Genomic DNA, 25,350 nt, shown 5'->3' with positions numbered 1-25,350 from the left:
CCAGCCGTACCAGCAGCGCCCGCACCCGGGCGCCGCCGATCTCGCCGCCCGCCACCCGCAGGGGCCCCAGGATCCCGACCCGCATCCGCCCTCCACGACCGCACGCCGAGTCCACACTAACCGCCGCCCCACCACCCCGCCCGGGCGAGCGCGGGCGGTCACAGCCCGAGCCGCTCCCGCAGCAGTTCGACCGGCAGATGCGGCACCGTGGCCTCGTGGAACACGGGCAGCCCCACGATCAGCTCCCCGTCCACCACCCCCAGCCCGTCGGGCGCGGAGTACCCCCTGGTCTGCCGTGGCTCGATGGCGTAGTAGCCGCCGGTGCCGTAGTCGATCCGCACGCTCTCCAGTGACGGCCGCGCGCTGGCCAGGCAGGCCCCCATCGGCAGGCCCAGCTCGGTCGGCGAGGTGAGGGCGTGGGCGTGACCGGCCACGACCAGCGCCGGTTCCACGCGCGCCGTCAGCACCCGTTCGGCCATCAGGGCGTCCCGCTGCGACCAGTCGCCGGTGAACATGCCCCCGTCGAACAGCGTGACCGTCAGCCCGGGGATGGCCTTGAGCATCGCGAGGTGCCCGGCCGTGACGCGCCCGTCGCCGAGCCACCACAGCGGATGGTCCAGCCCCGTCCCCTCGCTCAGATAGACGTCGAGCTGGTGCTTGAGGTCGCCTGGCCATTCGAGGGCCAGGTGGGTCAGCCCGAGCGCGCGCATGAGGCCGTGGATGATCAGCGGGTTCTCCCTGACGCCGTGCACCTCGCCGAGCAGCAGCAGCCCCGACTCCTCGATCGAGCGCCTGGCGCGGTCGAGCGCGCCCTGCTCGGCCCGCAGTTCGTAGTCGTCCGTACGGAATTCGGCGACGGCCTTGAGCAGACCGTCCAGCGTGTCGACGCCTGGCATGCCTCCACATTCTTCGCCAGGCCCCCTCCGCGCAACAGGTGAGTCAGGAGAACACCTTGGCCTTGAGCGCGGGAACGTGCCCCACCACCCGCAGGAACGTCTTGAACCCGATCCGCGCCGTCCGGTTGTCCCCGACGAACTGCTCGGCCGCGCGCAGCGAGTCGCGTACGGCGGCGAAGCCGTACTCCCGCATCTCCGTCTCGTAGCGCGCGATGGCCGCGACCGGGTCGCCGCCGGCGGTGAGGCCGGTGGTGAGTGCGGCGCGGAGCAGGCGCGCGTCGCGCAGCGCGGTGTTGGCGCCGATGCCGCGCATCGGCGTCATGCTGTGGATGGCGTCGCCGAGCAGGGTGACGGTGGTGGCCGGCCAGGGGTCGATCGGGATCGAGGTACGGATCGGCAGCAGCGAGACCGTGCCCGGATGCGACAGCTCGACCAGCCTGCGCAGGTCGGGATGCCAGGACGCGATCATGCCCGCCACGGTCTCCTTGAGCTGCTCTCCCGTCATCCCGGACAGGCCGGCGGGAAAGCGCTTGGACGTCGCGCCGAACGCCCACAGGATGTAGCTGCCGGTGTTGTCCATCAGCGCGCCCTCCTGCTCGGTCCCGCCGATCCCGTCGTCACGCACGGGGCCCGTGCCCAGGTCGTGCGGGGCGGTGAAGAACCCCATCCCCTGCGGCGGGATCACGCTGTTGGGCCCCTCGACCAGCCGGGGCGCGAGCAGCTTCCTGCTCGCCTCCGTCAGCGGGAACTTGCCCGCCACGGTGGTGATCCCGGTGTCCACCCGCTCGGCGTGCGGCAGGTACTGCTTGCGCACCCGGGAGTTGCCGCCGTCCGCGCCGACCACGATGTCGGCGGTCTCGTTCGTGCCGTCGGCGAAGAAGAGCCGCACCCGCCCGCCGGACAGCCGTTCGTAGCGCTCGAACGTCTTCCCGAACCGGACGACGTCGTCCAAGCCGGACAGCAGCACCTGCCTGAGCGTGATGCGGCTGACGGAGTGGTGGTCGTCGGCCGGGTCGGCGGCGGCGGGCGTCTCGATCAGCGCCAGTGTGCGCAGCCGCTCGGTGAGGAAGCCGAAGTCCTGGCCGCCTCGTCCGGTCGTGTCGAGGAAGGCCTGCCACAGCGGGGCGGGCAGGCAGTCGTGCAGGGCGCGGGCGCCGTGGGGGTCGATGTGCACGCGGTAGCCCTGCAGCCGGTCCGCCGGGGTGCGGTCGCGCTCGTAGACGGTCACGTCGAGCCCGGCCTTGAGCAGCCCCTGGGCCAGGCAGAGCCCGCCGACCCCGCCGCCGATGATCGCGATGCGCTTCTTCTGCGTCGTCATGCCCCTGACTATCAACCATTCAGATGAAACTGTCAACCAAACGTATGGATGATAAGCTGACCGGCATGAGGCGAGCACCGGAGGAGAGGCAGCGCGACCCCGAGCGCACGAAGGCGCGGATTCTTCAGGCGGCGCTGGAGGAGTTCGCGGCAAAGGGGTTCGCGGGGGCGCGGGTCAGCGAGATCGCGACCAGGGCCGGGGTGAACAAGCAGCTTATTTCTTACTATTTCGGCGGCAAGGAGGGCCTCTACCAGGCGCTGAACACCCATTGGCAGGCCGAGGAGAGCGCCTTCGCCGATCCCTCGGCCTCGCTCGGCGAGCTGGCCGCCTCTTACGTCCGCGCCAACGCCGAGCGCCGCGACTACGGCCGGCTGATGCTCTGGCAGGGCCTCACCGACGACACGGCGCCCGCCCCGGCGTTCGTGGCCGACGTGCGGCGCGACCTGGAGCAGCTACGCCGCCGCCAGGAGGCCGGCGAGTTCCCCGCCGACCTCGACCCGGGCGCGCTCCTGGTGGCCCTCTTCGCGATGGCGGCGGCGGGCATCTCCTTCCCCCAGCTCGTCCGGGCCGTGTGGGACCAGGACCCGGCCTCGCCCGAGCTCACCGAGCACTACGCCCAGCAGATCGAGAAACTGGTCGCGCACCTGGGGCAGGCGCGCCCGCCGGCCTGAATCGGTGGTCAGGGGCAGCGCACGACCATCCCCGCGTACGACAGATTCCCGCCGAAGCCGAACAGCAGCATCGGCGCACCCTCCGCCACCTCGCCCCGCTCCAGCAGCTTGGCCAGCGCCAGCGGCACGCTCGCGGCCGAGGTGTTGCCCGACTCGACCACGTCACGGGCGACGATCGCGTTCACCGCGCCGAGCTTCTGGGCGATGGGCTCGATGATGCGCAGGTTCGCCTGGTGCAGCACCACCGCCGCCAGCTCCTCCGGCCGCACGCCGCCGCGCTCGCACGCCAGCCGGGCGATCTCGGGCAGGCGCGTGGTGGCCCAGCGGTAGACCGACTGGCCGTCCTGGGAGAAGCGGGTGGGCGTGCCCTCGATCCGTACGGCGGCGCCCAGCTCCGGCGCCGAGCCCCACACGACGGGCCCGATCCCCGGCTCCTCGGCCGCGCTCACCGCGCTCACCACGGCCGCTCCTGCGCCGTCGCCCGTCAGCACGCACGTCGTCCGGTCGGTCCAGTCGGTCACGGCGGTCATCTTGTCCGCCCCCACGACCAGCGCGTTCGTCGCCGCGCCCGCCCGGATGGCGTGGTCGGCCTGGGCCAGGGCGTGGGTGAAGCCCGAGCAGGAGACGCCGAGGTCCATCAGCGCGGCCTCGGGCACGCCGAGCCGGCCCGCGACGTGGGAGGCGACGTTGGGGGCGCGCTCGGTCTGGGTGCAGGTGGCGATCAGCACGAGATCGATGTCGGACGGCTCCAGGCCGCTGCCGGCCAGGGCTTTGGCGGCGGCATGCGTGGCCAGGTCCGCCACGCTCTCGCCGTCCTCGGCCACGTGCCTGGTGCGGATCCCGACCCGTCTGGTGATCCACTCGTCGCTGGTGTCCACCATCGCCGCCAGATCATCATTCGTCAGGATTTTTGCGGGTTGATAGTGGCCTGTCGCGACAAGTCGTGATCCATTCATGCGGCGGACTATAGCAAGCGAACGTTCGGACGCTATTTCCCGAACGGCCCGCTACTCTGATCTCATGACCCCGCCCACCCGCCGGCCCGCCACCCGCGACACCTGGGGAGGACCGCTGCTCACGTCCACCGGAAGGGTGATCGGATGAGCCCGCGCAGGTCGGTGGCCGAGGCGCTCGGCACGCGTGCGGCCATCCTCGACCGTTCGGTGGCCATCGCCTCCAGGAACGGGCTCGAAGGGCTGACCATCGGCCGCCTCGCCGCCGAACTGGCCATGAGCAAGTCAGGTGTGCTCGGGCATTTCGGTTCCAAAGAGGCGCTGCAGCTCGCGGTCCTGGGGCGGGCCGACGAGATCTTCCGCGCCGAGGTCTGGGAGCCCGCCAGGCCCGCCGCGCCCGGCCTGACCCGGCTGCGGGTGCTCTGCGAGGCGTGGATCTCCTACCTGGAACGTCAGGTCTTCCCCGGCGGGTGCTTCTTCGTCGCCGCCGCGCACGAGTTCGACGGCCGGCCGGGGCCGGTGCGTGACGCGGTCGAGGCGCGCTTCGACGCCTGGCGCGACCGTCTCGGCAAGGAGATCCGCCGGGCCGTGGCCGCGCGAGAACTCCCTCCGGACACGGACCCCGGCCTGCTCGCCTTCGAACTCCTGGGCCTGGCCATGGCGCTCAACCACGCCGTCCAACTCCACCGCGACCCCCACGCCGCCGCCTACGCCCGCCACGCCATGCGAGCCCGTCTGAGCTGATGTGGCCCTGACTATCCTGCTCAGGTGGGCTACGAAGATCACGATGACACGGCCGCGCCACTCGAGGTCCTGGTCCGGTGCTCGCGGGACCCCGCCTTGACGATCCGGCTCAGCGGGCGGCGCATCGACGACGACGAGACCGTCTTCGCCATCGAGGCCAGGGCCCACGAGCTGCGCGCCACGATCCCCGACGTGACCGTGTCGATCTACGACCTCGCCGGCGACCTGTCCGCTTTCCTGGGCCGGCTCGCCGACGACTTCCGCGGCTGGTCGGAAAGTCGTACCTGGCACGCCGACCAGCTCACGCTCGAAGCCGGTTTCCACTCCGGCGGTCACATCGAGCTGACCTGGAAGATGCGCCCCGACTTCTACCGGGGCCCGACGTGGGAGGTCTCCGCCACCACCTGGATCGAGGCCGGGCAGCAACTGACCACCCTGGCCTCCGATGTCCGGACTTTCCTGGCCCGGCCCTGAAAGCCGTACAGAAACGCGAAAAAAATGGGCAGCATCAACCGCCCGACCGGCCCGAGAACCATCCGCGCCGGTGGTGCCGGTCCGAGGAGAAGCGGTCGGGCGGGTCAGTCCGAGGAGAGCCGGTCGAACAGTTGCAGCGCCGCCTGCCTGACCTCCTCGGGCGAGAGCCCGTCCAGGGTCTTCCTGGCGTCGGAGATGTCACGGGTGGTGGCGAGCGTGATCGCCACCGACGAAGCGGCGGCGCGGTCGATCGATCCCGTCGGGGCGGCGTCGGCCAGTTCCTGGGCGCTCGCGGCGAGGTCGAGGTTGTCTCTCAACGGATCTCCTCGGGTGAAGACGGTTCGGCCCATTGCATCACTTGGCATCGTGCCGCATCCACCATTCGGTGAATTCCCGGCATCGCCCATCGGAAGCGAAGCGGATCACCCAGAGGTTGCTGTACGTTTTGTCCGGATATGTCGTGACTCCTTGGATGACGCTCAGGTCGTCCGTCACACATACCGGATGCCACTCGAAAGTGGCCTCGCCAGGTTTGTCCTGCCGTCCCAGCCACTGCGCGACGATCTCGTCACGCCCCTGCCAGGGCGAACTGTACGGCTCGGAGTAATAGACCGCATTCTCGGTGAACAGGGCGGAGATGTCGTCGGGATGGTTGGAGTTCCACGCCCGCACGTATCCCTCGATCCACGAATGAGGCTCGACCATCGGTCTAACCCCTCAGCGGATCGTGTCCGACGGACACCAGCTCGCGTCGCGAGTCGTCGTCCGTACGTCCGCCCATGGTCTCGACGAGCTCCATGACCTGCCGCATCACGTCGAGGTCGACCTTGGTCAGATCGCCCTTCCGCTTGCGCGGGACCTGCGGAACCGCGCGTCCCAGCTCGTCGACGCCCAGATCCGGGTCAGGAGGGAACCCCTCCTCGTCGGACGCGTCGGCGAGCAGGTAGGTACGAAGTTCCTCGGAGTTCATGTCGACCACACGATGGAACTCGTCCCACAACAGGTCGGTGTCGAAACCCTCGAACCCTGCACTCATACCCGGCCGCCTACCCCTCTGGCCGGGCCTTACGCACCGGAAACCCGCCCCAGCCGCGTGTCTCAGCGGATGCCGGCGGTCAATTTGGCGACCGTGTCGGCTATGCGCCGCTGCCTGGTCTCCGGCTTCTTCGCGCCCTCGATCGCCAGCACGTAACGCCGCTTCCCCGAGTACGACAGGCTCTCGAAGAACGCCCTGGCCTCCGGCGCCCGGTCGAGCGCGCCCGCCAGGTCGGCGGGCACCTCGACCTGCCGCGGCGCGGTGTCGGCGGCCAGCTCCACCTCGACCTCGTCGCCCGCCGCCACCCCCGCGGCCTGCCGGTTCTCCGCGCTGAGCGGAAGCATGAACCGGCCGCCCATCGTGGCCACCGTGCTGCGGTAGGTGTGCTCGTTGATCGTGACGGTCACGGCCGGCCGCTTGCCCGCGCCGAACTCCTCGACGACGGCGGCCGGCACCTCGATCCCCGTGGCGGTCTTGCCGTTCAGCTCGATCGTGGTGCGGAATCTCATCGGAAGAACCCCTCCAGTACGGGCGCCAGCGCCGCCGGCTTGACGATGTGGGTCTGCCCGTCGAGCGTGCGATACGTGGCCTCGGGCAGGTGCTCCGCCAGCGCCGCGGCCGCGTTCCTGATCCATGACGGGCTCTTGCCGCCGTCCATGACCAGCGTGGGCGCCTTGACCGAGGCCCAGCTCGACGCGGGGTAGGGCCTGCCGAGCTCGTACGGCGCCACGAACGCCGCGTCGTAGGGCAGCGTGTGCGCCAGCGCCTTGAGCGAGGACCAGGCGGGCATGAAGCGCATCATGGCCACGACGATCCCCGGCAGCCCGACACCGACGCGCATGAAGTAACGCACCGCCTCGGCGCGCCGGCCCGCGGCCACCAGGTCGTCCAGCGTGCGCAGGTAGTCGCCGGGCACGGGCGGCCGGGTGGCGTCCACGATGAACGGCGGCTCGTACAGCGCCAGCCGCTCGACCGGGACCCCGCTGTGGGCGGCGGCCAGGGCGACAGCGGCGCCGGACGACGTGCCGTAGAGGCGCACGGGGCCACCGGCCTCGGCGACGACCGCGGCCAGGTCCTCGACCTCGCGCTCGGGAGCGAAGGGCGTGGAGGGCGTGGAGGGCGTGGAGGGCGTGGAGGGCGGGGTGCCGCCGCTCTCGCCCCGGCCGCGCCGGTCGTAGGTGTAGACCGTGAAGCGCGAGGCCAGCGCGGTGGCCAGGCCGGCGTTGATGCTCCGCGCGCGGTGGCTGAGCGCGCCGTCCACGAGGACGACCGGTGGGCCGGAGCCGGCGCGGGTGCAGGCGATGCGGGTGCCGTCCGCGGACGTGACGTTGCTCATGGTGATGACGATAAGCTCCGACAAAAAAATTTGTCAACACCTGGTCGCCGAGTCACGATTCGCCGGATTTCCCATCTCATTTAGGTACGGGCGTACGCAGAGCGGGTGTGCCGCACTCGGTACATCTGGAGCCGTCTCGCGCGGGGGACGCCGGGACGGCTCCCGAGGGCTTCACGCCGCGAAGGAGGGGGCGGCGCGTGTCCGGGCCCGGAGCCGGCGGTCTGCCAGCCGCGGGTCCCGCCCCGGGCACGCGCCGCGGGTTCCCCGGGCGAAGGGCGGGCCACGCGTGGGCGGGGCCGGAGGGCTACGCGCCCGTGCGGGCGGGGCCGGTGCTGCCGCGCGGGGTGAGGATGGCGGCCCGGTCCTCGAACGGCGGCACGCTCTCCCCGGCGATCAGCGCGAGCAGGCGCTGCGCCGCATGCGCCCCGTACGCCGGGATGTCGCGGGTGAGCGCGGTCAGCGGCGGCCGGACGACCTGGGCCAGCTGCGAGTCGTCCCAGGCCACGATGGACAGGTCACGCGGCACGTCCACCCGCATCTCCTGGGCCACCGACAGGCCCGCCACGGCCATGATGTCGTTGTCGTAGACGATGGCCGTGGGCCGGTCGGGCGAGCTGAGCAGCCGCCTGGTGGCCCGCGCGCCCTCCTCGCCGGTGTAGTCGCTGTGCACGATGACGTGTTCGACCGCGTGTTCGCCCGCGCTCTGGCACGCCCGCTCGAACGCCTGGTCGCGGACGGTCGTGTGGACCAGTTCGGGCAGCCCGGCCACCCGGGCGATACGCCGGTGGCCGAGCGCCACCAGGTAGCCGACGGTCTCGCGGACGGCCTCCCCGTCGTCGGACCAGACGGCCGACAGCGAGCCCGACTCCGACGGATGGCCGATGACCACGACCGGCATGCCGAGCCGCTCCAGCTCGCTCACCCGGGAGTCGGAGTAGTGCAGGTCCACGAGGAAGACGCCGTCGATGCGGCTCTCGCCCCACCAGTGCCGGTAGACCTCGCTCTCCTGCTGGTGGCTGGTGACCACCTGGAGCAGCAGCGCGTAGGAGCGGTCGGCGAGCACGCCCTCGATGCCGCTGATCAGCTCCATGAAGAACGGCTCGACGCCCAGGACGCGGGCGGGCCGGCACAGCGCGAGGCCGACGCAGTTGGCACGGGCGCCGTTGAGCGCCCTGGCCGCGCTGTTGGGGCGCCAGCCGATCTCGTCGGCGATGGCGACGATCCTGGCCCGCGTCGCCTCCGACACCCCGGGTTGCCCGTTGAGCGCGTAGGAGACCGCGACCTTGGACACTCCCGCCCTGCTGGCGATGTCGGCGATGGTGGGGCGTTTCACCGTTTGATATTAACCGGTCAAGCCGCGTGCCAGGGTTTCGATTCCCGCGTCTCCTTGGCGGCCTCCGCCACGCGCAGGGCGTACGTGGCCCGCTCCGCCCCTTCGACGGGCCCGAGATAGGTGTGCCCGGTCAGGTGGCACCACGCGGGCAGGTCCACGGGCGCGGCCGGATCGGCGGCGATCAGATGGATCACCGCGCCGGGACCGGCCGCGCGCACGTGGGCGCGAAGTTCGAGAAGCAGCTGCACGCAGAGCTTGTCGCCGCCGTCGACTACGAGATCAGGCATGCTTCTAGGAAATCACCCCTTAAGTCCCGTATGTGCCAAACCTTCGACGAACTGCTTCTGCGCCACCACGAACACCACCAGCACCGGCAGCGCGGTCAGCGAGGCCGCGGCAAGCTGCACGTTCCACATGGGCCCGCCGTAGGCGTCCACGAACTGGGTCAGCGCCTGCGGCAGCGTGAACCGTTCCGGCGTGGACAGGAACACGATCGGCTCCAGGTAGAGGTTCCAGCTGTGCAGGAACGTGAAGATGGCCACCGCGCCGACCGCCGGCCGGGCCAGCGGCAGCCCGATCCGCCAGAACGTGGCCAGCCGCCCCAGCCCGTCGACCGCCGCCGCCTCGTCCAGCTCCTTCGGCAGCGCCAGGAAGAACTGCCGCATGATGAACGTGGCCAGCACGCTCGGCGCGCCCAGGATCGGGATGAGGATCAGCGGCCAGTGCGTGTCGGTCAGCCCGGCCGAGTGGAACAGCCGGAACAGCGGCACGATCGTCACCTCGCTGGGGATCAGCAGGCCGACCAGGATGACCAGGAACAGCGCGTTCGAGCCGCGGAAGCGGATGCGCGCGAACGCCCATCCGGCCAGCGACGAGACCGCCAGGGTGCCGAGCGTGACGACCGCGGCGATGTAGAGGCTGTTCCAGTACTGCTGGGCGAACGGCTGCAGCTCGAACACCTGCCGGTAGGCCTCAAGCTGCGGCCGGCCTGGCAGCAGCGAGGGCGGGAACGCGAAGATCTCGCTCACCGGCTTCAGCGACGAGGTGACCATCCACCAGGTCGGGAAGACGAACGGCACACAAAGGACGCACAGCACGCCGTACAGGAGGGTCTTACGCCTCAAGGAACACCCACCTCCTGCGCATCCGCCACTGCAGCACGGTGAGGGCGAGCACGATCACGAAGAGCAGCACCGACAGCGTGGCGCCGTAGCCGAAGTGGTGGAACTGGAAGGCCTGCTGGTAGAGGTAGTAGACCAGCACGGTCGTGGAGGTGCCGGGGCCGCCCTGGGTGAGCACCGCGATCTGGGCGAACACCTGCAGCGACCCGGCCACCGTGATGATCGAGGTGAGCAGCACGGTCGGGCTGATCATGGGCAGTGTGATCCGGGCGAACCTGGTCCACGCCCCGGCGCCGTCCATCCTGGCGGCCTCGTACAGCTCCTTGGGCACGCCCTGCAGCGCGGCCAGGAACAGCACCATGTTGAGCCCGACGTTCTTGAACACCTGCACGCCGATCACCGACACCATCGCGCCCGTCCCCGTACGCAACCAGTTGGGCCCCTCGACGCCCACGGTCTGGAGCAGGGCGTTGACGCCGCCGTTCGACTGGAGCAGGAAGCCCCACACGATCGTCCAGGCGACCAGCGAGACCACCACCGGCGAGAAGAACAGCGTCCTGAACACCACCGTGCCGCGCAGCCGCTGGTTGAGCAGCACCGCCAGCAGCATGGCCAGCGACAGGTTGAACACCACCAGGCCGACGGAGAACAGCGCGGTGGCGCTCAGCACCTCGGGCACGTTGGGGTCGGCGAGCAGTTGCCGGTAGTTGTCGCCGCCGACGAACTCGAACGTGTCGGCCAGCACGTTCCACTCGTGCAGGCTGTAGTAGAGCACCAGGCCGAGCGGGAGGAAGACGAACAGCAGGCTCCCGAGCAGCTGGGGGGCCACGAAGGCGTACCCCACCAGGTGGTCCCTGCGGCTCGCCGTCCACCACGTCGTACGAGCGGGCATCACTTGGCCAGCATCGGCTGGATGGCGGCGCACACCCCGGTCAGCGTCTTCGCCACGTCGGCGCTCGGCTGCCAGAGCTGGTCGAGCTGGGCGCGCACGGTCTGCGCCAGCTCGGCCTGCCCGGCGTGGCTGGGCTTGACCCGGCCGGCGGAGATGCCGTCGATGACGACCTGCTGGAGCTGCTCCGGCTTGAGCAGCGGGTTGCTCTTGGCCAGGCTCTCGGCGGTGAGCAGCTGGGTGCGCGGCGGCGGGAAGTACTGGCCGAGCTTGGCGGAGTTGTCGGGGTTGGAGAGGAACGACAGGAAGTCGGCGGCCTTGGCGGCGTTCGGGCTCTTCTTGATGACGCCGATGCCGGCCTGGCCGATGACGCTGTAGGCGCCCTTCGGACCGGTGGGCAGCGGGATCAGGTCCCACTTGAAGGTGGCGTCCTTGAGCAGCGAGGCGCGGGAGATCTGGGTGATCGTCATCCCCGCCTCACCGGCGAAGAAGTCGGCCGTGGTGCCGGGGGCGGGCAGCGCCTTGTCGGTGAAGATCGCCTTGTGCAGGAAGGTCATCGCCTCGACCATCTCCGGCTTGGCGAAGCCGCAGGTCTTGCCGTCCTCGCTCCACGCCTCGGCGCCCCAGCCGCCCCACACGGTGGCCAGGTTGTCCCAGCCCTTGTAGTCGAAGTCGCGCACCACCAGACCGGCCTTGCCGCTCTCCTTGTTCACGGCGGCGGCCGCCTCGACGGCCTGCTCCCACGTCCAGCCCGCCTTGGGCGGCTTCTGCCCGGCCTGCTTGAGCAGGTCGAGGTTGACGAACACGCCGAAGGGCGAGGTGGAGAACGGGTAGGCGTACAGCTTGCCCTCCTGCTGCCACAGCTTCGTGGTCGCGGGCGCGAGCTGCTCCGGCTGGACCAGGTTGTCCAGCGGCGCGAGCGCGCCTGAGCCGACGAAGTCGGGCGCGGAGTTCTCCAGGATCCAGGCCAGGTCGGGAGCGTTCCCGCCGGCGATCTGCGTGGTCAGGGTCGTCGTGTAGTTCTCGATCGGCAGCGTGTCGAACTTGATCGCCGCCACGTCCTGGTGCGTCTTCCGGTATTCGTCGGCGATCGAGTTGAGCAGGGAGAGGTGTTCGGCGTTGCCGGTCCAGATCGTCATCCGCAGCGTGGCGGGGCCGGTGGCGGCGGGCTCGGAACCCGAGCCACAGGCGGTCAGGACGAGCAGTCCGGCCAGTCCGGCGGCGGCCATGGTGATGCGCATCGGGCGCTCCTAACAAATGGGGGGATCAGTAGCCGGACACGTCCGGCCAGTGGAGTTCGACGCCCTGCTCCTCCAGGCGCTCCTGGAAGGCGGCGAGCAGGGCGGGGTCGGCCCGCACGGCGTGCGGGGCCGTGGACCGGTCGAGGCAGAACGCGGCCAGCGCGCCCGCGGCCTCCCCGATGTTCCACTCGACCGGGTGCAGGCGGTAGCAGCCGTTGGTGATGTGGGTGGTGGCCAGGTTCTTGCCGGCGGGCAGCAGGTTGCGCACGCGGCGGGGGAGCAGCGCGCCGAGCGGCAGCTCGAACGGGCTGCTCGGCACGTCCAGGTAGTTGTCGCCGCCGGTCGAGGGGTGCAGGTCGATCCGGTACATGCCGACGCCGACCGAGTCGGGGTAGCGCGCGGCGCCCTTGTCGCCGCGCACGGCCATGGACAGGTCCTGCTCGACGATCGTGTACTCGCCGAGGATCCGGCGCGACTCCCGTACGTACGGCGCTTGGGCCAGGCCGTCGGCCGAGCCCGTCACGTCGCCGCGCAGCCGCAGCCCCGGCCACCCGGTGCCCCCGTCGGGGCGGGGCGCCTCGGTCTGCAGCCAGTAGAGCACCGACCTGGACAGCTCGCGCGCCGCCGCGAGGTGCTCGGCGGCGTCGGGCACGTCGATGACCGGGCCCTCCATGTAGTCGATCATCGGCCAGTTGACCAGGGTGATGTCGCTGGCGTACGCGCCCGGCGCGAACAGGTCGCGGGCGGCGATCCTGCGGAAGGTCCACAGGTTCCCGTCGCCGGGGTTGCGCCGCTGGTCGGCCCGGACCCGCAGCGCGTCGTCGCCGGGGTTGGGGGTGAAGGAACGCTCGGAGATCTCCAGCGTGCGCGGGTTGGGGCTGCGCCAGCCGAGCAGCGGCCCGCCCCAGAACTCCGGCCGGTACGCCCGCCAGAAGTCGTAGCGCTCAGGCCGGTCGATCGTGTGGTCGCCGTCCACGTGGTCGATGGCGAAGCAGACGGAGACGGCCTGCATGTTCATCGGCTGGGCGGCGGAGGGGGCGCTGGGCTCGCCGGTGTCGGCCTGCGACTCGAAGCCGGTCACGTACTCGGTGCCGGTGAGCGGCAGCAGCTCGCCGGTCTCGGTGGCGTCCAGCACGTACGGCGCCGCGACCCAGATCTCGTCGCCGGGATCGTCGCGGTGCGCGAGCCGCACGGCCGTCACCCGGTCGCCGTCCACCTCCGCCCCGACCGGCCGGTACGGCTGCAGCACGGTCAGCCGACCGCCGCCCCGGTAGGGAGCCAGCATGGCCTCGATCACCGCCACCGCCACCCGCGGCTCGTGACAGAGCGGGCTCACGTGGCCGGCGCCCGGGTTGAGCTCCTTCCAGGCCCGGGCGGCCTCGGTCAGCGGGTAGTGGCGGCGGTAGTAGTCGCGGATGCCGTCGCGCAGCGCCCGGTAGCTCGCGGTCACGCCGAACCGCTCGACCCACGTGTGCTCGTCGGGCGGGACGGCCTGGCTGGTCAGCTGGCCGCCGAGCCAGTCGTACTCCTCGGTCAGCACCACCTTCCGCCCGGCCCGCAGGGCGGCCAGCGCCGCGGCGACCCCTCCGAGGCCGCCCCCGACGATCAGCACCTCGGTGCTCGACTCGCGCAAATCCGGTCCTTTCCTCTGCGTACGGGCATTCATTCGGGTTGGGGCTTTCATGTGCGTACGGGCGCCAGCGTGACGCCCTCGGTGTACTGGCACGGCAGCAGCCGCTGGGCGGGTGAACCGCCCTCGACCAGCTCGGTCAGGTCCTCCACCGCCTGGCGCCCCATCTCCCTGCGGGGGATGCGGAAGCCGGTGAAGTCGACGTCGGTGGGCGCGGGCCGCGTCGGATCGCCCAGCGTGATCACCGACAGGTCGCCGGGGACGGAGACGCCGCGCCTGGCCAGCACGTCGGTCAGGGCGACGCCGTCGGCGTACTCCTCGGCCAGCACCGCCGTCGCCGCCGCGGCCAGCACCCGCTCGGCCATCTCCGCCGGCTCGCCCGGGTCGAGCCGCAGCGGCTCGGGCACGGACTCGGCGTAGCCGCGGTAGCGGTCGACGTAGGACTCGGGGCCGCGGCCGTGGCCGAGGTAGGCGATGCGCTCGTGGCCCATCGCCCGCGTCCGCGCGACCAGCTCACCGACGGCGGCCGGATAGTCGGCGCCGACGTACGGCACCGTGCCGCCCGCGTCGTCGCGGCGGCCGACCGACACGAACGGGTAGCCCTCGGTCACCAGCCTGGCCAGGTCTTCCCGGTCCAGCTCGCGGCCCAGCAGCACGCACCCGTCGGCCAGCCGGAGCCGGTGGTCCTGGTGGTAGACCCGCTTGCGCCCGTCGACCGTGGGGGCGCTGGTGAACAGCAGCAGATCGCAGCCGCGCTGCTCGGCGCACTCCTCGATGCCGATCAGGAACGGGTGGAAGAAGTCGCCGGTCGCGCTGGGGAAGACGGGCTCGTAGGTGAAGACGCCGAGGATGCGGTTGCGCCCGGCCGCCAGCCTGCGGGCCGCCGGGTCGGCGACGTAGCCGGTCTCCTTGATCACCCGCAGCACGCGGTCCCGGGTCTCGGCGGGAATCCGGGACTCGGCGTCGGCGCGGTTGTTGAGCACCAGGGAGACGGTGGTCTGGCTGACGCCGGCCAGCCGGGCGATGTCGCGCTGGGTCAGGCGGCGTGAAGGGACGGGGGGAGGCATGCGGCGATCCTAGCTAATGCGCATTAGCGCGGGATGATGCCTGGAATTGTTCGCCGCGCGGCATCGTGGTGTCAAGAGTTGCCGCAGTGCTAATCCGGATTAGCGAATTTCCGCCGCATTTCGGGGCCCGGTCGCCGGCGTCGTGAGGGGGAGCGTGACCTCGACCCGGGTGCCCGTGCCCGGCTCGCCGGTCACGACGCAGCTGCCGCCGAGCTCGGCCGCCCGCTCGCGCATCGAGCCGAGCCCGACGCCCGCCCGGTGCGACTCGGGCAGCCCCCGGCCGTCGTCGGCGATCAGCATCCGCAGCACCCCCTCCTCCCGGCGCACGGCGATCGTGGCCCGCGACGCGCCCGCGTGCCTGCGGACGTTGGTCAGGGCCTCCTGGACGATGCGGTAGACCGCCACCTCCACGGCCGCCGGCAGGTCGGACAGGTCGCCGCCGATCTCCACCTCCACCTCGACATCGGCCACCTCGACATCGGCTCCGGCGCCGGAGGACGACCGGGCGGCCAGGTCCCGCACCGCGCCGGCCAGGCCCAGGTCGTCGAGCGCGGGCGGGCGCAGGCCGTACACGAGCTCGCGGATGTCGCTCGTCACGGCGCCCATGCCGGCGTGCAGCTCGCGCAGCAGGTCGTCGGCGGCGTCGGGGGAGTTCTTGAGGCTGAGCCGGGCCATGGTGATGGTCATGGCCATCGCCGACAGGGTCTGGCCGAGTCCGTCGTGCAGGTCGCGGCGCAGGCGGCGGCGCTCCTCCTCCCTGGCCGTCAGGATGCGCTCTCGTGAACGTTGCAGGTCGGCGGCCATGCGCACGGCGTGCGCCACGTCGGCCGCGTACGGGGTGAGCGTGGCCAGGACGCGCTCGTTGTGCGCGGCGGGGAAGCGGCGCGGCCCCGGCGGGCCGACGAGCAGACGGCCGACGCGGGTGCCGTGCCAGACCAGCGGCACCTCGCGCGCGGCCGGCCCGACCCGCCCGCTCTCGACGTAGCGGGGCTCGCCGTCGGCCACCTCCACGGCCACCCCCTCGACCGCGAGCCCGTCACGCAGCACGCTGACCACCGAGGTCAGCGCCTCGGCCGGGTCACCGCGGCGCACGGCCTGGGTCAGCCGCCCGGCGAGCACGCCGGGGTCGCCCACCGCGCCGTACAGGAGCAGGTCGACGGCCCGTTGCAGGGCGCGGCGCAGCGGCTGGAAGAACGCGCCGGCGAACAGCGCGGCGGTGATCCCGGCCACCTGGTCGTATCCGGAGACCACCAGCCCGGACAGCGCGCCGGCGCCGAAGTAGACGGCGCTGACCACGACCACCAGGCCGGCCGCGACGAGGGCCCGGCTGACGACGGTGTCGATCCCGTAGAGCCGGTAGCGCATGACCGAGAACGCCACCGCGAACGGGATCGCCGCCGCCCACACGATCGACGGCCACATGAACACCGGCCAGATCGCGGCCAGGACCAGGAAGACGATGTAGCCGACGAAGGCGAACAGCGGCCAGCCGATCTGCCGGCGCGTGACCGGGTCGGCCCGCCGGATCCGGGCCAGCAGCGACAGCGCCGCAAGCGCCATCGCCGTGTAGATGCCCGCCCAGCCGACGACGTCCACGACCTCCAGGTACGGCGCCAGCGCGGGGATCCCCAGCGGGCTGGGGATGACCTCCGGGTACGGGTACCCCGCGCGGGGCGCCGTCATCCGGAACAGGTTGTGCACCGTCGCGGCCGTGATCGCCAGGCAGCCCAGCCACAGCGCGGGCCGCCAGCGCCGGGAGGGCAGCCGGCCGTCCGGCGAGTACAGCGGCAGCACCATCGTCAGCGCCAGCCCGCACACCGCCCAGCCGAGCTGCATCGGCACCCGGAACCAGCCGGCCAGGGCGAGCTCACCGCCGGCGGCGGCGCGGAACATCAGCGCGCCGGACACGTCGCTGATCCCGGCGGCCAGACCGCCCGCGCACATGAGCCAGGCCATGTTCAGCCGGGGCCTGTGGTGGATGAGGAACGCGCCGACCGCCGGGAAGGTGAAGACGACGGCGGACTGCGGGCTGACCGTCTTGTCCGGGGTCCACTCGGCGGGCAGGCCGAGCCAGATCAGGATGGTGGCCAGCCCCAGGACCGGCGAGGCCACGGCCATCGCGGTGGCCACGACGGCCGCACCACTCATCCGCCGGACACGTCCGGGGTCGTCTGTCGTGTCGGCGAGTTCGGCCATCGTGCTGCACTCCGCCTTCCCCGCCCGAGCCCCGGCGCGCCCGTCCGTCCTGGCCCCGCGAAACGGGCGGGGCCAGGACAGAATAGGCGTTACCCGACCGTCACGGTGGCCCTGGCGGCGACGTTCGTGCCCGCCACCTGGCCGGTCACCGTGAACGTGCCCGGCTGGGCGTACCGTTCGGGGCCGACGGCCTCCCAGGTGACGGTCACCGAGCTGTCCCTTGAGCCGTCGTTGTAGGTGGCGACGACGGTCCCCGGCAGCGACGGGGTGACCCCGGCCCTGGTCGTGACGGCCACGTTCTCGCGGGTGATGAACTTCTTCACGCCGACGGCGAGGCCGTCGCCGGCGTACCGGCCGCTCCAGCGGCTCGGCAGCTGCAGCCGCTTCGAGACGTCCTCGGTCCCGCCGGTCCCGAGCGAGATCACGTACGCGTCGCGGTCGTCGATGCTCTCCCAGTACGCCACGTGCCCGCCGAAGCCCAGCTCGGCCGGGTCGTGCTCCTTCATGAACAGCGCCCGCCCGCGCGACATCAGCCACGTCCCGGCCGGATCGTCGCCGGGCCGCGCCAGCATGCGGTCGATCCAGTACGAATCGCCGCCCTTCTCCTCGTCGTGGATCCGCTGCATCATCCGGCGCGGGTGGTAGCCCACGGGCTCGTCCGGCACGGGATCGGCCCCGGTGAGCACCGGCAGGCCGAGATCGTCCTGAGCCGCCTGGGAGGGCGCGACGCCCAGCGAGGCGGCGAGCGCCAACACGGCCAGACACACCGACGTTCTGCGCACGTGCTCCTCCTACTTCGCCTGGGGGATCGTCGGGAGCCAGACCCGCATGGTCGCGGGCCCCCGGTTCCCCCACCGGTGGTAGGGCACCAGCCGCAACCGCACGTCGGCGCCGTCCTCGGGAGCACCCGCGGCCCCGTACGGCCAGCCACCGCCGTCAGCGGAGCCGCCGATCGAGGCGGTCACCTCCAGCTCGACCACACCCTCGGCCCCATCGTCGGCCGGCCGCTCCACCGGCGGCTCGGTACTTACCGTCAGATCGCCCAGCGGCGGCTCGTCGGCCACCGACTCCGCGCAGTAGACCAGAGGCCCCCGCTCGACCGCCGCACTGCCCCGCAGCGCGTCGATCCGCCGGTCGGGGAACGTCCACCTCGGCCGTATCGGCAGTTCGAGCCGGAGCTCGTCGCCGGCCCGCCACGGCCCCTCGACGTGCACGTACCCGGGACTCACCGGCCGCACGACCGGCCCGTCGGGCAGCGGCGCGTCCCGCGCGGAGACGGGCACGCGCGCCAGCGTCGCGTCCGCCGCCCAGGCGGGCACGCGCAGGCCGATGCGGCCCGCGCCGTCGTCCACCACCCGCACCCGCACCGAGCCGGTCCATGGGTAGCCGGTCTCCACCCGCACCGCCAGCCGCCCGTGCCGGATCTCCGACGGCGTGAAGTGGTGCAGCACGATCCCGTCGCCGGCCCCGGCGGCCAGGTAGGCGGGCAGGGACGCCAGCGTGCGGGCGATGTTGTTCGGGCAGCAGGACACGTCGAACCAGGGCGAGCGCAGCCCGCCCTCCGCCGCGTGGTTGACGCCGTCGTGCGGCACCGCCGGCACCCGTACCTGCAGCGGGTTGGCGTAGAAGAACGAGCGGCCGTCCAGCGCCACGCCGGTCGCGAGCATGTTGTAGAGCGTGCGCTCGGTCAGGTCGGCGTAGCGGACGTCGCCGGTGGCCAGCAGCAGCCGGTGCGCCAGCATGACGGAGGCGATGCTCGCGCAGGTCTCGTTGTAGGCCCGGTCGGGCGGCAGCTCGTAGTCCTCCCCGTACGACTCGTCGGCATGCCTCGAGCCCATGCCGCCGGTCAGGTGGGTACGCCGCGCGACCGTCCGCTCCCACTGGGCCTCGACCGCCTTCAGCAGCTCCTGGTCCCCGGTCTCGACCGCCACGTCCACCACGCCGGAGGCCAGGTAGAGCGCGCGGACGACGTGCCCGCGGAACACCTGCGCCTGCCTGACCGGCACGTCGTCCTGGTAGTAGCCGCGGCCGAAGGGGATGTCGGCCAGCGCGGGCAGCCCGCGCCGCTCGACGAAGCGGCGGGCCATCTCCAGGTAGCGCTCGGTGCCGGTGGCCCGGTAGAGCTCGACCAGCGCCATCTCGATCACGGGGTGGCCGCAGGTCTCGGCGCCGTCCATGAAGCGGCGGCACACGTGGTCGGCGGCCTTGAGGACGACCTCCGCCAGCAGGTCCTGGCCGTGCGTGCGCAGCCTGGCCACGCCCGCCTGGATGAGGTGGCCGTAGCAGTAGAGCTCGTGGCCCCACTCGAAGTCGGTGTAGCGGCTGCCGGACCAGCGCGTGTTGAGGTAGCCGTCGCCCTCCTGCGCCTGCGCCACCGTCTCGGCCAGCGCGGGCAGCCCCGGATGGCCGGCCCAGGCCATGGCTTCGAGCAGCTTGTAGATCTCCGAGTCGCTGAACTCCCGCCCCCGCCGGGGTCGCTCGCCCCTGAAGTTGCCGATCCAGCCTTCTCGTTCCTCCCATTCCCGGCAGTGGTCGATCGTGACCTCGCGGTTGAGCGCGGCCCGGTCGCCCCAGAAGCCGGGCGAGAGGCGTACCGCGTCGAGGCCGAGGGGGGCGAGGACGCCCGATGAGGGCAGGACGGGATTAGCCACGCAGAGCTCCTGACATGAATCCGCGCACGTAGTGGCGCTGCAGCACGATGAAGAGGATGAGGCAGGGGATGGCCATGACCATGACGCCGGCCTGGAGCATGCCGTAGTCGACGGCCCCGAACGTGTGCTGCGTCATGCTGACCACGGCCACCGGCAGCGTGAACGACGAGCCGTCGTTGAGCAGGATGAGCGGGGCGAAGAAGTCGTTCCACGAGGCGAGGAAGGCGAACAGCCCCACCGTGATCAGCGCCGGCCGCACGGCGTGCAGCAGCACCCTGGAGAAGGCCCGGAACGTGCCGCACCCGTCCACCAGCGCCGCCTCCTCCAGCTCGCGCGGCAGCGCCTCGAACGCGTTGCGCATCATGAACAGCGCGAACGGGAGCTGGAACATCACGAACACCAGCGACAGCCCGACCAGGGAGTTCTGCAGGCCGAGATAGCCGAGCAGGACGTAGAGCGGGATCAGGATCGTCGCGTACGGCACCATGAGGATCGCCAGCGTGGCCAGGAACAGCAGGTTCTTGCCCGGGAAGTCGAACCGGGCGAACCCGTAGCCGCCGAGCGCCGAGACGACGAGCGTGCCGCCCACCGTCATGCCGGACACCAGAACGCTGTTGGTCGCGTACGTGTCCAGGCCCTCGCCGAACCTGGCCATCTCCAGGTAGTCGGACGGCTCCTCCAGCGAGGCGTAGCCGCTCCACACCAGTGGGAACAGGAACAGCACCGCCAGCGCGGAAAGCGTGAGGTAGCGGCTCACCGCAGCCTCCTCATCATCAGCGTGTTGAGCCCGACCAGGGCCGCGAGCAGCACGACCGACAGGGCCGCCGCGCCGCCGAGGTCGAAGCGGAAGAAGGCGTCGCGGTAGACGACCATGACCATGGAGACCGTGCTGTTGTCCGGGCCGCCGTTGGTGAAGACGAAGAACTGGTCGAAGGCCAGCAGCGAGCCGGTGACGCTGAGGATCAGCATCAGCGCCAGCGTCGGGCGCAGCAGCGGCAGCGTGATCTTGGTGAGGATCTGCCACCGGTTGGCCCCGTCGCTCCTCGCGGCCTCGTACACCTCGGTGGGGATCGCCTGGAGGCCGGTCAGCAGGATGAGCATGTTGAACCCGGCGAAACGCCACAACACCAGCGTGATCGTGGAGAACAGCGCCATGTTCGGGGTGCCGATCCACTTCACCGGCTCGCTCGTGATGCCGATCGCCTGGAGCATGGGGTCGATGGGGCCGAAGTCGTTGTTCAGCATCCCGTAGAAGAGCAGGCCGGCCGCGGCGAAGCCGACCGCGCCCGGCAGGAAGAACGCGGTCCTGAAGAAGGCGATGCCGGGCCTGCGCTCCTGCACCAGCAGCGCCAGCCCGAGCGCCACGCCCGACAGCAGGACCGTGGTGATCACCGTGTACTTCAGCGTGAACCCGACCGCGTCGATGAACAGCGGGTTGTCGGCGATCTTGAGGTAGTTGTCCGGCGCGTTGAAGGTGGCCGGGCCGAGCAGCGGCCAGCGGTTGAGCGACATCCAGACGACGAGTACGAGCGGCGCGACGAACAGCACGCCCACGATGACCGCCGTCGGGGCCGCGTACAGCCAGCCCTGCACCTTCCTGCCGCGCCACCGGGCGGGCGGCGCCGCGTGTGCCGCCCGCCCGGATCTCGTGACCGTCAGCGTCATTGCTGCAGGGACGTCGTGATCTCGGCGTTCAGCTGCGCGACCTTCGAGGCGTCGCCGAACACCGCCTCACGGGCCAGGCGCAGCCACGGGCCCTGCGGGTCGTTGTAGGTCTGGCCGAAGCGCAGCGCGAAGGGGGTCTGGCCCTTGGCCACCAGCGAGTTGATCAGCACCACTCGCGGGTCCTCCGAGGAGTACTTGTTGCCGGCCAGGTCGGTGCGCGCGAGCACGTCCTTGTTCTTGGCCATGACCTCGACCTGGGCGTCGTCGGAGACCGTCCAGGACAGGAACTCCCAGGCCGCGTCGGCGTGCTCGCTGGTGGCGGAGATGCCCACCGAGTCGCCGCCGACGAACGTGGACTCGCCGCCGTCGGGGCCCGCGATCGGGGTGACGCCGATCTTCATGTCCTTGGGCATCAGGCCGAGCGTGGTCGAGGGCATCGGCATGACGCCGATCTCGCCCTTGGGGAAGAAGCCGGTCCAGGTCGGGCCCTGCTCCTCCTTGGCGGTCGGGCCCGTGGCCTTCTTCTCGTACAGCTCGCGCCAGATCTTGAACACCTCGGTCATGGCGGGCTGGTCGTTGAGCGAGGCCGTGCCGTCGTCATTCATGACCTGCGCGCCCGCGGCCCAGACCGACGGCCAGAAGGTGAAGACGTAGCAGCCACCGCAGTTGCCGCCGAAGAAGGTGCCGTGCACCTTGCCGTCCTCGCCCAGCTTCTCCTGGATCGTGGTGGCGTGCTGGGCGAACTCCTTGAGCGTCTTCGGCCCCTGCTCGGGGTCGAGGCCGGCCTTCTCGTACAGGTCCTTGTTCCAGAACCAGACCGACAGGTCCAGGGTGTGCGGGAGCGTGTACCGCCGGTTGTCGAGCGTGCCGAGCTTCATGTGCGAAGGGGCGAGCTTGTCCTTGTACGGCAGCGCCGCGATCCGGTCGGTGATGTCCATGAACAGGCCCTGGGAGGTGTAGTTCGGGACGAAGATGACGTCGGCCGCGAAGACGTCGGGCAACTGCTTGGCCCCGGCCGCCGCCGCGATGCGGGGCTGGTAGTTGTCGGTCGGGATGACGGTGAGCCTGACCTGGTTCTTGTGGCTGCTGTTGTAGGCCTGGACCAGGCGCTCGGTCTGCGTCTGGGTGGCCGCGCGGGTCCACATGGTGATCGTCACGGGACCGTCAGCGGGCGTGGCGCCGCCGCCTCCTCCGCCACCGGGACTGCCGCAGGCCGCGGCTGTGAGCGCTAACACACCTAGGAGGGAGATCCCGGCCGGCCTTCGTCTCATGATGTGCTCCTGGACTTAAAGGTTTTCGGAAACGTAGAAGAAACGTGAGGCCCTGTCAATGGGTGCTAAGGTGCACAGTGGTTCACCATTCACCGAAAAGGGTTTCGACATATGGCGGTTAAGCGGGCGACCATCAACGATGTGGCCTCGCTGGCGGGGGTATCGATCGCCACGGCCTCCAAGGCGCTCAACGGGCGCCAGGACGTGCGGGCGGCCACGCGCGAGCGGGTGCTCGCCGCCGCGGCCGAGCTCTCCTTCCAGCCGAACGCCCTGGCCAGAGGGCTGCTGTCCGGGCAGACACGGACCGTGGGGCTGCTCACCTCCGACAGCGTCGGCCGGTTCGGCATCCCTGTGCTGCTCGGCGCGGAGGACGCGTTCGGGGCCGGGGAGATGGCCGTGCTGCTCTGCGACGCGCGCGGCGACGCGATCAGGGAGCAGCACCACATCAGGGCGCTGCTGTCGCGGCGGGTCGACGGGCTGATCGTGGTGGGCGAGAGCACCAACCCGCGGCCGTCGATCAGCAAGGACCTGCCGGTGCCGGTCGTCTACGCGTACGGGCCGTCGGAGGATCCGGCCGACGTCTCGTTCGTCCCCGACGACGTCGGGGCGGCGGCGATGGCCGTCAACCACCTGCTGGCACTCGGCCGGCGGCGGATCGCCCACGTCACCGGGCCCGCCCACTACAAGGCGGCCCGCGACCGCGAGGAGGGCTTCCGCCAGGCGCTGGCCGAGGCCGGCGTCGCCCAGGCGGGGCGGACGCTGTCCGGGGTGTGGTCGCAGCGGTGGGGGCGGCACGCGGCGGAGATGCTGCTCATGGCCGAGCCGGAGATCGACGCGGTGTTCTGCGGCAGCGACCAGATCGCGGCCGGGTTCGTCGAGGCGGTGCGGGAGCGGGGGCGGCGGGTGCCGGACGACGTGGCCGTGGTGGGCTACGACAACTGGGAGGTGCTGTCCACCGAGACGCGGCCCGCGCTGACGACCGTGGACATGAACCTGGAGGTGCTGGGGCGGACGGCGGCGCAGCACCTGTTCGCGGCGATCGACGGCAAGGCTACTCCCGGCGTGCACACCCTGCCGTGCCAGCTCGTCATCCGCGACTCCACCTCACCCCCCGGGGTGTCCTGACACTTCCGGGGGGTTTGTCACAAGGTGGTCAGGAGGCGGCGCAGGTGTACGAGCTCACGGTGGCGGTGCCGCCGGGGCGGGTGACCTGGAAGCCGAAGCCGGTCGAGCCGCCCGCCCCCAGGTTGCCGTTGTAGCCGGCGTTGCGGGCCGTCACGGTCTGCCCGCTGGTCGTCAGCGTGGCGTTCCAGGAGCCGGCGATCGTGTGCCCGGACGGCAGCGTGAAGGTGACCGTCCAGCCGGTGACCGGCGCGGTGCCGGTGTTGGTGACCGTGGCCTGCACCACGTACCCGTTGCCCCACTGGCTCTGCACCGACCCGGTGGCCGTGCAACCGCCGCCCCCGCCCGAGGTGGTGGTGAACGCCGTGGTGGCCGAGTTGCCCGACAGGTTGCCGGCCCCGTCGCGGGCGCGGACGTAGACCTCGTACCGGGTGGCCGGGCTCAGCCCGGAGAGGGCGATCGAGGTGGTGGCGCTCTGCCCGAGCAGTGTGTCGGTGCTGCCCTGCTTGCGGTAGACGTCGTACCCGGCCAGCCCCGAGCCGCCCGCGTCCGTGCTGGCCGCCCAGGTCAGGGTGGCGCCGGTGGCGGTCACGCCGGTCGCCGAGGGGGTGCCGGGCGTGGTCGGGGCGGTGGTGTCGGGGATGCCGCCGCCGAAGAACGTGGCTTCGCGCGAGGTCGCGGCGATGCCGTTCGTGCCGTTGAAGATGCGCTGCCCCCACGAGGTCAGGCTAGCGGCGTTGAAGTCGGTGACCATGTCGAGGTATTCGACGCCGCCGCCGTTCCCGCTCCAGGACCAGCCGATGTAGCCGAGGCCGCGTGACTGCGCCTGCGCCATGATCGTGTCCTCGTCGGGGTCGCCGTCGGAGTGGTTGTGCCCGAACTCCCCGATGACCAGCGGCAGGCCGGCGCTCTGGAAGGCGTTCAGATAGGCGTTGATCTCGGCGGCCGTGTCGAAGACGCCGTACATGTGGATGGAGAAGACGGTGTTGCGCTGCGGGTCGGCGGCGGCGACGGCCTGGGCGTTGTCGCGCATGGTGAACTGCCAGTCCTGGCCCCAGTTGGGCGCGTCCACCATCAGCAGGTGCTGGAAGCCGAGCGCGCGCATCCGGCTGATCGCGCCGGTGGTCGCGGCGGTCCAGGAGGAGGCGTTGTTGTTGCCGATCGGCTCGTTGCCGATGTTGACCACGATGAAGTCCTCGGTGCCGGTGAGGGCACTCTTGACGCTGTTCCAGTAGTCGACGGCCTGGTCCAGCGGGTACGCCCCGCTCTGCTCGCCGTACCCGGTGGTGTCGTGGTTTTCGAGCACGCATATTAACCGGTTCTGCCGGCAGAGGGAGACGACGTTGGCCACGTCGGCCGCCCCGTTGGCGGGCCACCGGCCGCCGCTCAGCACCACGCGCACGGTGTTGGCGCGCAGGGCCTTGATGTCGGCGAAGGAGCCGGTCTGGCCGGTGTACCAGGTGTGCGCGTGGCTGACGCCGCGCATGACGAACGCGTTCCCGTTCGCCTCCAGGATTCTCGTGCCGCTGACCCGTAACCCGACAGCCGCGTGCGCGGGAGCCGGGGCGATGAGCATCGAGATCAGGAGCGACAGGAGCGCCGCCGTGGCGGGCCCGAGTCGGTTGGTCATGAGGGTGCCCTTCTGCTGCCGTTAACCGGTTAGGTCCTGCACGGGGCACATGCTCTGCGGAATCAGCCGTGACGTCCAGAAAGCCACCCGAAGGCGGTCAGGAACG

Annotated in this window: 26 protein-coding genes; 4 read left to right on the top strand and 22 right to left on the bottom strand. The window is 71.2% G+C overall.

Annotation, left to right across the window (positions count from 1 at the left end; all coding sequences use genetic code 11):
- Window positions 1-158: 158 nt before the first annotated feature.
- Both ABFX54_RS19400 and ABFX54_RS19395 read right to left on the bottom strand, forming a co-directional pair.
- Window positions 159-896, bottom strand: coding sequence for a hypothetical protein (locus ABFX54_RS19400; protein WP_346106646.1), 738 nt, complete (start codon window positions 894-896; stop codon window positions 159-161).
- 43 nt (window positions 897-939) lie between these two features.
- Window positions 940-2,214 carry an FAD-dependent oxidoreductase gene (locus ABFX54_RS19395; protein ID WP_346106644.1) on the bottom strand — a complete coding sequence of 425 codons (1,275 nt, stop codon included), beginning with the start codon at window positions 2,212-2,214 and terminating at the stop codon, window positions 940-942.
- 65 nt (window positions 2,215-2,279) lie between these two features.
- Here ABFX54_RS19395 and ABFX54_RS19390 point away from each other — a divergent pair, with 65 nt between their 5' ends.
- Window positions 2,280-2,885: a TetR/AcrR family transcriptional regulator gene (locus ABFX54_RS19390; protein WP_346106642.1), complete on the top strand. Its 606-nt coding sequence runs from the start codon at window positions 2,280-2,282 to the stop codon at window positions 2,883-2,885.
- A gap of 8 nt (window positions 2,886-2,893) precedes the next feature.
- On the opposite strand, the gene ABFX54_RS19385 is transcribed toward ABFX54_RS19390, so the two are convergent.
- Window positions 2,894-3,841: a beta-ketoacyl-ACP synthase III gene (locus ABFX54_RS19385; RefSeq protein WP_346106641.1), complete on the bottom strand. Its 948-nt coding sequence runs from the start codon at window positions 3,839-3,841 to the stop codon at window positions 2,894-2,896.
- A 144-nt stretch (window positions 3,842-3,985) separates the two neighbouring features.
- Between ABFX54_RS19385 and ABFX54_RS19380 the strand changes: the two genes are divergently transcribed.
- Together ABFX54_RS19380 and ABFX54_RS19375 are read left to right on the top strand one after the other, a co-directional pair.
- Window positions 3,986-4,582 carry a TetR/AcrR family transcriptional regulator gene (locus tag ABFX54_RS19380; RefSeq protein WP_346106639.1) on the top strand — a complete coding sequence of 199 codons (597 nt, stop codon included), beginning with the start codon at window positions 3,986-3,988 and terminating at the stop codon, window positions 4,580-4,582.
- Window positions 4,583-4,606: 24 nt separating this feature from the next.
- Window positions 4,607-5,056, top strand: a complete 450-nt coding sequence (locus ABFX54_RS19375; RefSeq protein WP_346106638.1) for a DUF6228 family protein — start codon at window positions 4,607-4,609, stop codon at window positions 5,054-5,056.
- Window positions 5,057-5,160: 104 nt separating this feature from the next.
- On the opposite strand, the gene ABFX54_RS19370 is transcribed toward ABFX54_RS19375, so the two are convergent.
- The 18 genes from ABFX54_RS19370 to ABFX54_RS19285 form a co-directional block, all read right to left on the bottom strand.
- Window positions 5,161-5,373 (bottom strand): hypothetical protein, encoded by a 213-nt coding sequence (locus ABFX54_RS19370; protein ID WP_346106636.1) that lies wholly within the window; start codon window positions 5,371-5,373, stop codon window positions 5,161-5,163.
- Between the two features lie 37 nt (window positions 5,374-5,410).
- Complete coding sequence (locus ABFX54_RS19365) at window positions 5,411-5,761, bottom strand: nuclear transport factor 2 family protein (RefSeq protein ID WP_346106634.1); 351 nt, start codon at window positions 5,759-5,761, stop codon at window positions 5,411-5,413.
- A 4-nt stretch (window positions 5,762-5,765) separates the two neighbouring features.
- On the bottom strand, window positions 5,766-6,092 hold the full coding sequence (locus tag ABFX54_RS19360; protein ID WP_346106633.1) for a DUF3140 domain-containing protein: 327 nt from the start codon (window positions 6,090-6,092) through the stop codon (window positions 5,766-5,768).
- Window positions 6,093-6,154: 62 nt separating this feature from the next.
- Window positions 6,155-6,601: a YdeI/OmpD-associated family protein gene (locus ABFX54_RS19355; RefSeq protein ID WP_346106631.1), complete on the bottom strand. Its 447-nt coding sequence runs from the start codon at window positions 6,599-6,601 to the stop codon at window positions 6,155-6,157.
- Complete coding sequence (locus tag ABFX54_RS19350; RefSeq protein ID WP_346106629.1) at window positions 6,598-7,428, bottom strand: alpha/beta fold hydrolase; 831 nt, start codon at window positions 7,426-7,428, stop codon at window positions 6,598-6,600. The genes ABFX54_RS19355 and ABFX54_RS19350 overlap by 4 nt, the downstream gene beginning before the upstream one ends.
- A gap of 304 nt (window positions 7,429-7,732) precedes the next feature.
- The gene (locus ABFX54_RS19345; RefSeq protein WP_346106628.1) at window positions 7,733-8,761 is read right to left on the bottom strand and encodes a LacI family DNA-binding transcriptional regulator; all 1,029 of its coding nucleotides are present in this window, start codon (window positions 8,759-8,761) and stop codon (window positions 7,733-7,735) included.
- Between the two features lie 17 nt (window positions 8,762-8,778).
- The gene (locus ABFX54_RS19340; RefSeq protein WP_346106626.1) at window positions 8,779-9,048 is read right to left on the bottom strand and encodes a sulfurtransferase TusA family protein; all 270 of its coding nucleotides are present in this window, start codon (window positions 9,046-9,048) and stop codon (window positions 8,779-8,781) included.
- 12 nt (window positions 9,049-9,060) lie between these two features.
- The gene (locus tag ABFX54_RS19335; RefSeq protein WP_346106624.1) at window positions 9,061-9,885 is read right to left on the bottom strand and encodes a carbohydrate ABC transporter permease; all 825 of its coding nucleotides are present in this window, start codon (window positions 9,883-9,885) and stop codon (window positions 9,061-9,063) included.
- Window positions 9,875-10,774: a carbohydrate ABC transporter permease gene (locus tag ABFX54_RS19330; protein WP_346106653.1), complete on the bottom strand. Its 900-nt coding sequence runs from the start codon at window positions 10,772-10,774 to the stop codon at window positions 9,875-9,877. The genes ABFX54_RS19335 and ABFX54_RS19330 overlap by 11 nt, the downstream gene beginning before the upstream one ends.
- Window positions 10,774-12,012 carry an ABC transporter substrate-binding protein gene (locus tag ABFX54_RS19325; protein WP_346106622.1) on the bottom strand — a complete coding sequence of 413 codons (1,239 nt, stop codon included), beginning with the start codon at window positions 12,010-12,012 and terminating at the stop codon, window positions 10,774-10,776. Before ABFX54_RS19325 ends, ABFX54_RS19330 begins: the two co-directional genes overlap by 1 nt.
- Before the next feature lie 25 nt (window positions 12,013-12,037).
- Entirely contained in the window at window positions 12,038-13,645 is a 1,608-nt protein-coding gene (locus tag ABFX54_RS19320; protein WP_346106621.1) for an FAD-dependent oxidoreductase, read from the bottom strand.
- Between the two features lie 47 nt (window positions 13,646-13,692).
- Complete coding sequence (locus ABFX54_RS19315; protein ID WP_346106619.1) at window positions 13,693-14,709, bottom strand: LacI family DNA-binding transcriptional regulator; 1,017 nt, start codon at window positions 14,707-14,709, stop codon at window positions 13,693-13,695.
- A 99-nt stretch (window positions 14,710-14,808) separates the two neighbouring features.
- On the bottom strand, window positions 14,809-16,905 hold the full coding sequence (locus ABFX54_RS19310) for a sensor histidine kinase (protein ID WP_346106618.1): 2,097 nt from the start codon (window positions 16,903-16,905) through the stop codon (window positions 14,809-14,811).
- 89 nt (window positions 16,906-16,994) lie between these two features.
- The gene (locus ABFX54_RS19305; protein ID WP_346106616.1) at window positions 16,995-17,687 is read right to left on the bottom strand and encodes an Ig-like domain-containing protein; all 693 of its coding nucleotides are present in this window, start codon (window positions 17,685-17,687) and stop codon (window positions 16,995-16,997) included.
- Between the two features lie 9 nt (window positions 17,688-17,696).
- Window positions 17,697-19,556, bottom strand: a complete 1,860-nt coding sequence (locus ABFX54_RS19300; protein WP_346106614.1) for a glycoside hydrolase family 127 protein — start codon at window positions 19,554-19,556, stop codon at window positions 17,697-17,699.
- Entirely contained in the window at window positions 19,549-20,313 is a 765-nt protein-coding gene (locus tag ABFX54_RS19295; protein ID WP_346106612.1) for a carbohydrate ABC transporter permease, read from the bottom strand. The genes ABFX54_RS19300 and ABFX54_RS19295 overlap by 8 nt, the downstream gene beginning before the upstream one ends.
- On the bottom strand, window positions 20,310-21,221 hold the full coding sequence (locus tag ABFX54_RS19290; protein ID WP_346106610.1) for a carbohydrate ABC transporter permease: 912 nt from the start codon (window positions 21,219-21,221) through the stop codon (window positions 20,310-20,312). Before ABFX54_RS19290 ends, ABFX54_RS19295 begins: the two co-directional genes overlap by 4 nt.
- On the bottom strand, window positions 21,218-22,378 hold the full coding sequence (locus ABFX54_RS19285; RefSeq protein WP_346106609.1) for an ABC transporter substrate-binding protein: 1,161 nt from the start codon (window positions 22,376-22,378) through the stop codon (window positions 21,218-21,220). The genes ABFX54_RS19290 and ABFX54_RS19285 overlap by 4 nt, the downstream gene beginning before the upstream one ends.
- A 225-nt stretch (window positions 22,379-22,603) precedes the next feature.
- Between ABFX54_RS19285 and ABFX54_RS19280 the strand changes: the two genes are divergently transcribed.
- Window positions 22,604-23,617 carry a LacI family DNA-binding transcriptional regulator gene (locus ABFX54_RS19280; protein ID WP_346106607.1) on the top strand — a complete coding sequence of 338 codons (1,014 nt, stop codon included), beginning with the start codon at window positions 22,604-22,606 and terminating at the stop codon, window positions 23,615-23,617.
- 28 nt (window positions 23,618-23,645) lie between these two features.
- On the opposite strand, the gene ABFX54_RS19275 is transcribed toward ABFX54_RS19280, so the two are convergent.
- A complete protein-coding gene (locus tag ABFX54_RS19275; protein ID WP_346106605.1) occupies window positions 23,646-25,244 on the bottom strand; it encodes a cellulase family glycosylhydrolase in 1,599 nt (532 codons plus the stop codon).
- Window positions 25,245-25,350 lie beyond the last annotated feature (106 nt).

Origin of the sequence: Nonomuraea maheshkhaliensis, assembly GCF_039529435.1 — a bacterium.
In the GTDB taxonomy this organism is placed as follows: domain Bacteria; phylum Actinomycetota; class Actinomycetes; order Streptosporangiales; family Streptosporangiaceae; genus Nonomuraea; species Nonomuraea maheshkhaliensis.
The sequence above is the reverse complement of the archived record's forward strand: the minus strand, read 5'-3'. Positions and strand labels throughout refer to the sequence as shown.

Excerpts from the sequence above, each read along its gene's own strand:
- ABFX54_RS19400 (WP_346106646.1), bottom strand. The coding sequence starts at position 896 with ATGCCAGGCGTCGACACGCTGGACGGTCTGCTCAAGGCCGTCGCCGAA.
- ABFX54_RS19395 (WP_346106644.1), bottom strand. The coding sequence starts at position 2,214 with ATGACGACGCAGAAGAAGCGCATCGCGATCATCGGCGGCGGGGTCGGC.
- ABFX54_RS19390 (WP_346106642.1), top strand. The coding sequence starts at position 2,280 with ATGAGGCGAGCACCGGAGGAGAGGCAGCGCGACCCCGAGCGCACGAAG.
- ABFX54_RS19385 (WP_346106641.1), bottom strand. The coding sequence starts at position 3,841 with ATGAATGGATCACGACTTGTCGCGACAGGCCACTATCAACCCGCAAAA.
- ABFX54_RS19380 (WP_346106639.1), top strand. The coding sequence starts at position 3,986 with ATGAGCCCGCGCAGGTCGGTGGCCGAGGCGCTCGGCACGCGTGCGGCC.
- ABFX54_RS19365 (WP_346106634.1), bottom strand. The coding sequence starts at position 5,761 with ATGGTCGAGCCTCATTCGTGGATCGAGGGATACGTGCGGGCGTGGAAC.
- ABFX54_RS19360 (WP_346106633.1), bottom strand. The coding sequence starts at position 6,092 with ATGAGTGCAGGGTTCGAGGGTTTCGACACCGACCTGTTGTGGGACGAG.
- ABFX54_RS19355 (WP_346106631.1), bottom strand. The coding sequence starts at position 6,601 with ATGAGATTCCGCACCACGATCGAGCTGAACGGCAAGACCGCCACGGGG.
- ABFX54_RS19350 (WP_346106629.1), bottom strand. The coding sequence starts at position 7,428 with ATGAGCAACGTCACGTCCGCGGACGGCACCCGCATCGCCTGCACCCGC.
- ABFX54_RS19340 (WP_346106626.1), bottom strand. The coding sequence starts at position 9,048 with ATGCCTGATCTCGTAGTCGACGGCGGCGACAAGCTCTGCGTGCAGCTG.
- ABFX54_RS19330 (WP_346106653.1), bottom strand. The coding sequence starts at position 10,774 with ATGCCCGCTCGTACGACGTGGTGGACGGCGAGCCGCAGGGACCACCTG.
- ABFX54_RS19325 (WP_346106622.1), bottom strand. The coding sequence starts at position 12,012 with ATGCGCATCACCATGGCCGCCGCCGGACTGGCCGGACTGCTCGTCCTG.
- ABFX54_RS19315 (WP_346106619.1), bottom strand. The coding sequence starts at position 14,709 with ATGCCTCCCCCCGTCCCTTCACGCCGCCTGACCCAGCGCGACATCGCC.
- ABFX54_RS19310 (WP_346106618.1), bottom strand. The coding sequence starts at position 16,905 with ATGGCCGAACTCGCCGACACGACAGACGACCCCGGACGTGTCCGGCGG.
- ABFX54_RS19290 (WP_346106610.1), bottom strand. The coding sequence starts at position 21,221 with ATGACGCTGACGGTCACGAGATCCGGGCGGGCGGCACACGCGGCGCCG.
- ABFX54_RS19280 (WP_346106607.1), top strand. The coding sequence starts at position 22,604 with ATGGCGGTTAAGCGGGCGACCATCAACGATGTGGCCTCGCTGGCGGGG.
- ABFX54_RS19275 (WP_346106605.1), bottom strand. The coding sequence starts at position 25,244 with ATGACCAACCGACTCGGGCCCGCCACGGCGGCGCTCCTGTCGCTCCTG.